The organism is Terrabacter sp. P5_B1 (genome assembly GCF_056400505.1).
Genome location: NZ_JBFULD010000286.1, coordinates 1 through 5,571, shown reverse-complemented (window position 1 = coordinate 5,571; position 5,571 = coordinate 1). Strand labels below are relative to the sequence as shown.

Here is a 5,571-nt window from a genome sequence, read left to right as displayed (position 1 = left end):
GTGCCGGCGACGCTGGCGTGCGTCATGCGGCCCGGGTGCTCGATGAGCGACTCCACGCCGCCGAGGGACTCCCCCAGGGTCCAGAGGCTGACCGCTGCGCAGGCCTTGACGGCGGCGTCCTCGCCACGGCGCATGCGGAAGCTCACCATGCCGCCGAACCGCTTCATCTGGCGCGCCGCGACGTCGTGGTTCGCGTGGCCGGGGAGCCCCGGGTAGAGCACCTGCGAGACACCGTCGTGGCCCTCGAGGAACTCGACGACCTTCTCGGCGTTGTCGCAGTGGCGCTCCATGCGGATCGCGAGCGTCTTGAGGCCCCGGAGCGTCAGCCACGAGTCGAACGGACCGGCCACGCCGCCGATGCTGTTCTGGTGGAAGGCGATCCGCTCCTCGGCATCCTCGTAGCCGGGCACCGCGATGTCCTTGGCCGTCACGACGGCACCGCCGACGACGTCGCTGTGACCGCCGGAGTACTTCGTCGTCGAGTGCGTCACGATGTCGGCGCCGAGCGTGATCGGGCTCTGGAGGTAGGCCGTCGCGAAGGTGTTGTCGACGACGAGCGCCGCACCGGCCTCGTGCGCGATCGCGGCGATGGCCTCGATGTCGGCGATGCCGAGCAACGGGTTGGTCGGCGTCTCGACCCAGACCAGCTTCGTCTGCCCTGGACGGATCGCGGCGCGGACGGCCTCGACATCGCCCATGTTCGCGATGGAGTGCTCGATCCCCTGCGGCTTCGCGACCTTGTTGAAGTAGCGGTAGGTACCGCCGTAGGCGTCGTTCGGGACGACGACGTGGTCGCCCGGGACGAGCAGGGCACGGGCCACGGTGTCCTGGCCGGCCAGGCCCGAGGCGAAGGCGAACCCGCGGCTGCCGCCCTCGAGCGCGGCGATGCACTCCTCGAGCGCGGTGCGCGTCGGGTTGGCCGAGCGGCTGTACTCGTAGCCGCTGCGGAAGCCGCCGATGCCGTCCTGCTTGTAGGTCGAGACCTGGTAGATCGGGGTCACCACCGCACCGGTCAGGGCGTCGGCCTCCTGGCCGGCGTGGATGGCGCGCGTGGAGAAGCCGTGCTCGTCAGACATGGGGACGAGCCTATGCCCTTGCCGCCGAACCGCTGCCAGCCCCCACGGGCGCACGCCGCCCGGCAGCGGCGGTTTCGGCCTCGGCCACCTCCAGGTCTGAGATGCTGCCGACGTGGTGTACGACTTCGACTACTCGAACCACAGCCACCGACCTCGCGGCCCGGTGCTCTCGACGTTGTCGACCCTCGTCCCCGCCGTCCGCGCCGTCCAGGAGCAGGTGCAGCCGTATGCCGCGTGGTGGGAGTCCCACAACCGCGCCGCGGCCTCTGGTGGCGAGCCGCTGTGGGTGGCACTCGGCGACTCCATGACACAGGGCATCGGCGCGACTGCTCCCGACCGCGGCTGGGTCGGGCAGCTGAGCGGGCGTCTCGTGGCGCGCGGCTGGGACCACCGCCTCGTCAACCTCGGCGTCAACGGCGCGCGTGTCGAGGACCTCCTCGACCGACAGCTGCCCGTGCTTCGGGCGCTGACCGCGGAGGGAACGCCTGCGGCGCTCGTCACCGTCATCATCGGCTCGAACGACATCGTGGTGCGCCGCCACCGCCGCGGGCTCGCCGAGCGCTTCGACGGGATGCTCGACCTGCTGCCGGACCGCACGGTCGTGGCCAACCTGCCCAACCCGCACCGCGAGGCCAGGGTCATCGATGCCATGCTCCTCGAGCGCGCCGAGTCCGGACGGCTGGTCCTCGTCGACATCCGGCGCGACGGCCCCCGCTCGTGGCGGGGGCGCCTCGCCTCGGACAGGTTCCACCCGAACGACCAGGGCTACGCCGACCTGGCGACGATCGTCGAACGGGCGGTCGTGCGGGCCGGCCTGCTGACGCGCCCGTGAGCAGATCCGTCGATCAGTCGAGCGGGTCGAGGATGCGGTGGAGGAACTGGCGGGCACGCTCGGTCTGCGGGCGCGTCAGCACCTCGTCCGGGGTGCCGCGCTCGACGATGACGCCACCGTCCATGAAGAGCACCTGGTCGGCGACCTGCTGGGCGAAGCGGATCTCGTGGGTGACGACGACCATCGTCCAGCCCTGTGCCGCAAGGTCCTTCATGACCGTGAGCACCTCACCGACGAGCTCGGGGTCGAGCGCCGAGGTCGGCTCGTCGAAGAGCATGAGCTTGGGTCGGATCGCCAGCGCGCGGGCGATGCCGACACGCTGCTGCTGGCCGCCCGAGAGCTGGTAGGGGTAGGCCTCCGCCTTCTCCTCCAGCCCGACGAGGCGCAACAGCTCCCGCGCCTCGGTCTCGACCTGGGACCGGTCGCGGCGCTGGGCGAGCACCGGCCCGGCGGTGACGTTCTCGAGGACGGTCAGATGGGGGAAGAGGTGGTGCGACTGGAAGACCATGCCGCTCTGCGCGCGGAGCGTCGCGACCTGGCCCTTCGTCACCGGCCGCCCRAAGTCGACCTCCACGTCACCGATGCGCACGACGCCGCCGTCAGCCACGTCGAGGGCGTTGAGCGATCGCAGGACGGTCGTCTTGCCGGAGCCGGAGGGTCCGATGAGGACCGTGACACTGCCGGGAGCGACGTCGAAGTCGATCGAGCGGAGCACGGCGTGGTCACCGAACGACTTGGCGAGACCCGACACCGAGACGAGCGGATCGGCCTGCAGTGCAGTGGAGCTCAGGGAGTTCACGGGCTGGGTCATAGTGAGACGTACCTGTTCTGTCGTGCCTCGAGTCGGGCCTGCCCGACGGAGAGCGCGAGGCAGACGACCCAGTAGTAGACGGCCGCGACGCCGTAGAGAGCGAAGAACTCGTAGGTCGGTGCCGCAGCCTCCTGGGCCACGCGGAGCAGCTCGGTGACCTGGATGGTCGAGGCGAGCGAGGTGTCCTTGACGAGGGAGATGAGCGTGTTGGACAGCGGCGGGATGGCGGTGCGGGCCGCCTGCGGCAGGACGACTCGGCGCAACGTCGTGACGTAGCCCATGCCGACCGTCGAGGCCGCCTCCCACTGGCCCTTCGGCACCGAGAGGATCGCCGATCGGATGACCTCGGCGGCATAGCCACCGACGTTGAGCGTGAAGGCGAGCACCGCCGCCGGGAAGGGGTTGAAGCGCACCCCCAGCGCGGGGAGGCCGTAGTAGATGATGAAGAGCTGGAGCAGCAGGGGCGTGCCGCGGATCAGCGAGACGTAGAGCCGCGCCAGGCCCGAGACCACGCGCACCGGCGACAGCTGCATGAGCGCGACGCCGAGCGCGAGGACCAGCCCGAGGACGAAGCTGATGAGGGTCAGCGGGATCGTCGACGTCACCGTGGCCCGCAGCAGCGGGCCCAGCGAGTCGAGGATCAGCGAGGTCGACTGGTCGTTCACGACGCAGTGGCGGCGGCCGGCTGCTTCGAGACGTCGGCCGAGAAGTACTTCTGCGAGATCTTCGCCAGCGTGCCGTCGGCCTTGAGGTCGGCCAGCGCCTTGTCGATGGCGGCCACGAGGTCGGAGCCCTTGCGGGTCGCGACGACCTGCTCGGAGACGTCACCGGTCTTCGCCGCGACCTTGACGGCGTGGTCGCCGGTGGACTTCTGGTAGTCGAGCACGGCGAGGCTGTCGTTGACGGTCGCGTCGACGCGCGACTGCTTGAGCAGGGTGACGGCCTGCGTGAAGCCCTCGACGGACTCGACCTGGGCGCCGGCGTCCTTGGCGACCTTGGCCCAGTTGCTCGTCAGGCTCTGCGCGGACGTCTTGCCCTTGAGGCTCGCGAGCGAGGTGACCGACGTGTCGTTCGCGCGGGTCGCGATGACACCCTCGGACCACGTGTAGGTGCTGCTGAGGCCGTAGAGGCCGGCGCGCTCGGGGTTCTTCGTCACCTGGTTGACGACGGCGTCGTAGCGGTCCGCCGCGAGGCCGGCGAAGATGGCGTCCCACGGGGTCTCGACGTACTCCACCTTGACGCCGAGCTTGTCGGCGACGGCCTTGGCGACCTCGACGTCGTAGCCGGTCAGGGCGTTCGTCTTCGGGTCGTGGAACGAGAACGGCGTGTAGGTGCCCTCGGTGGCGACGCGCAGGACGCCCGCCTGCTTGACCGACGCGAGGTCGGAGCCGCCTCCTGAGCCGCCGCTGCAGGCGGTGAGGACGACGGCGACGAGCGCGGCGAGCAGGGCGGTGAGGGTGAACCTCGAACGCATGGAGACACTTCCTGGTGGATCGGTGGGGTGGGGTCGGACGGCCGCAACCTATAAGCCCATCTTGGGATAGGCATAATTCGGCGTCGATCCGTCCATCGCCTACCAACCGCCCTGCGGCCGTCGGCATTCCCGCTCGGCGTGTCGTTCCCCCGCCCCAGTCCTGCGACGAGCGCAGATGGCCCTCCAGGGCCGCCCGGTCCGTGCCGCTGCCCAGGTGCCTGCAGGGCGTCAGTCGACCCCGTGGTCGCGGGCCCAGAGGGCCGCCGACGTGCGGTCGCCGACCCCGATCTGGCGGAAGACGTTGCCGAGGTGCACCTTGACGGTGCGCTCGCTGATGCCGAGCGTGCGGGCGATCTGCTTGTTGGCCAGGCCGCGCGCAACGTGTGCCAGCACCTCGCGCTCGCGGTCGCTGAGCGCCGGCCCCACCGACGGTCGGTCGACCGACGGCAGCAGCGCCCGCGCGACCCGTGGGTCGATGGGGGCGTGCCCGGCCGCGGCGGCGCGAACGGCGGCGAGGACGTCGCCCGGCTCGCTGTCCTTGAGCAGGTAGCCGATGGCGCCGGCCTCGACCGCGGCGCGCACGCGGTCGGCCTCGGCGAACGAGGTGAGCACGACGACCGGCGCGGTGGCGCCGTCGGCCCGCAGCCGGCGGATGGCCTCGACGCCGTCGACGCCGGGCATCGAGAGGTCCATGAGGACGACGTCGGGGCCGAGCTCGCGCACGACCTCGACGGCGGCGGCGCCGTCGGCCGCCTCACCGACGACATTGAGGTCGCCGCTGGCGTCGAGGATGGTGCGCAGTCCGGCCCGGACCAGCCGGTGGTCGTCCACGACGACGACGGTCGTCATCGGTCCTCCCGCGTCGCGGGCAAGGCGAGCAGCCACTGTGTGCCGTGGCCCGGTGCGGAGCGGACCCGCAGGACGGCCCCGAGGTCGGACGCCAGGTCGGCGACCACGCGCAGGCCCAGGTGTCCCTCGGCCGGCGACGGCAACGCCGGGTCGAAGCCGATCCCGTCGTCCTCGACGCGGAGCGTGACCGGCCGGGCGGGATCGGTGTCGTCGAGGGCGAGCTCGAGCAGGACGTGGCTCGCGTCGGCGTGGCGCACGACGTTGCGCAGGCACTCGCGTGCCACCCGGTGCACCGCCTGCTGGGCCGCGGGTCCCAGCGCCTCGGTCGCGGCGTGGTCGACCTGGACGTCGACGGTGATGCCGCGTGCCGCGAGCGGGCGCGCGAGGTCCGACAGGGCCGCCGCGAGCCCGGCGTCGGCCAGGCGCGCCGGGTAGAGGTCGACGAGAAGGGTTCGGAGGCTCGCCACGCTCCCCCGCACCGTCGCGGCCGCTTCGCTCATCGTGCTGGCGAGGTCGCGCCGTCCCTGCG

Annotated in this window: 7 protein-coding genes; 1 reads left to right on the top strand and 6 read right to left on the bottom strand. The window is 71.6% G+C overall.

All coding sequences use genetic code 11. The annotated features are described in order from the left end of the window. A partial coding sequence (locus AC1DP0_RS17325) for a cystathionine gamma-synthase (protein WP_478086719.1) occupies window positions 1-1,076 on the bottom strand: 1,076 nt, incomplete at its 3' end. 112 nt (window positions 1,077-1,188) lie between these two features. On the opposite strand from AC1DP0_RS17325, the gene AC1DP0_RS17320 reads away from it, so the two are divergent. Further along, window positions 1,189-1,908 (top strand): SGNH/GDSL hydrolase family protein, encoded by a 720-nt coding sequence (locus AC1DP0_RS17320; protein ID WP_478086717.1) that lies wholly within the window; start codon window positions 1,189-1,191, stop codon window positions 1,906-1,908. 13 nt (window positions 1,909-1,921) lie between these two features. Here AC1DP0_RS17320 and AC1DP0_RS17315 read toward each other — a convergent pair whose 3' ends face one another. The 5 genes from AC1DP0_RS17315 to AC1DP0_RS17295 all read right to left on the bottom strand — a co-directional run. Further along, complete coding sequence (locus AC1DP0_RS17315) at window positions 1,922-2,719, bottom strand: amino acid ABC transporter ATP-binding protein (protein WP_478086714.1); 798 nt, start codon at window positions 2,717-2,719, stop codon at window positions 1,922-1,924. Further along, window positions 2,716-3,384 carry an amino acid ABC transporter permease gene (locus AC1DP0_RS17310; RefSeq protein WP_478086711.1) on the bottom strand — a complete coding sequence of 223 codons (669 nt, stop codon included), beginning with the start codon at window positions 3,382-3,384 and terminating at the stop codon, window positions 2,716-2,718. The genes AC1DP0_RS17315 and AC1DP0_RS17310 overlap by 4 nt, the downstream gene beginning before the upstream one ends. Further along, entirely contained in the window at window positions 3,381-4,193 is an 813-nt protein-coding gene (locus AC1DP0_RS17305; protein ID WP_478086707.1) for an amino acid ABC transporter substrate-binding protein, read from the bottom strand. The genes AC1DP0_RS17310 and AC1DP0_RS17305 overlap by 4 nt, the downstream gene beginning before the upstream one ends. A 228-nt stretch (window positions 4,194-4,421) precedes the next feature. After that, entirely contained in the window at window positions 4,422-5,042 is a 621-nt protein-coding gene (locus AC1DP0_RS17300) for a response regulator (protein ID WP_478086704.1), read from the bottom strand. Continuing rightward, window positions 5,039-5,571: sensor histidine kinase (locus AC1DP0_RS17295; RefSeq protein WP_478086699.1), on the bottom strand; the 533-nt coding region annotated here is incomplete at its 5' end. The genes AC1DP0_RS17295 and AC1DP0_RS17300, both read right to left, overlap by 4 nt.

Bases quoted from the DNA above. Each gene is read 5' to 3' on its own strand.
- AC1DP0_RS17300 (WP_478086704.1), bottom strand. From the start codon at position 5,042: ATGACGACCGTCGTCGTCGTGGACGACCACCGGCTGGTCCGGGCCGGA.
- AC1DP0_RS17305 (WP_478086707.1), bottom strand. From the start codon at position 4,193: ATGCGTTCGAGGTTCACCCTCACCGCCCTGCTCGCCGCGCTCGTCGCC.